Origin of the sequence: Enterobacter sp. 03-F-07-AD-ECC, assembly GCF_047530935.1 — a bacterium.
GTDB classification, from domain to species: Bacteria; Pseudomonadota; Gammaproteobacteria; order Enterobacterales; family Enterobacteriaceae; genus Enterobacter; species Enterobacter cloacae.
This window is the reverse complement of sequence record NZ_JBLKBZ010000083.1, coordinates 1-397: the sequence shown is the minus strand read 5'-3', so window position 1 is coordinate 397 and position 397 is coordinate 1. Positions and strand designations below refer to the sequence as shown.

General features: G+C 63.7%; 1 pseudogene. It reads left to right on the top strand.

The annotated features are described in order from the left end of the window. Positions 1 to 298: pseudogene (locus ACMWKA_RS25740) on the top strand (nuclease); the annotation flags it as partial. Between the last annotated feature and the right edge of the window lie 99 nt (positions 299 to 397).

Here is a 397-nt window from a genome sequence, read left to right as displayed (position 1 = left end):
GTACAGCATTCTGTGGGTGGAGCACGCGGACAAGGGGCGTCTGGAGCTGAACTTTCTGATCCCCAATACCGAGCTGCTGACCGGCAGGCGGCTCCAGCCTTACTACGACCGCGCCGACCGGCCGCGCATCGATGCCTGGCAGACCATCGTGAACGGCAGACTGGGGCTGCACGACCCGAACGCGCCGGAAAACCGCCGGGCTCTGGTCACGCCGTCCGGGCTGCCGAAAACGAAGCAGGAGGCCGCAGAAGCCATTACCCGGGGACTGCTGACCCTTGCTTCGTCCGGGGAGCTGAAAGGGGTCGGTTCCGGCTGAGGGCGAAATGACACCCTAAGCGTTAGCTCTGTGTCGTTGCACGATGTCAGCGACGGTATTCTTGCTGATACCGAGCTCGCG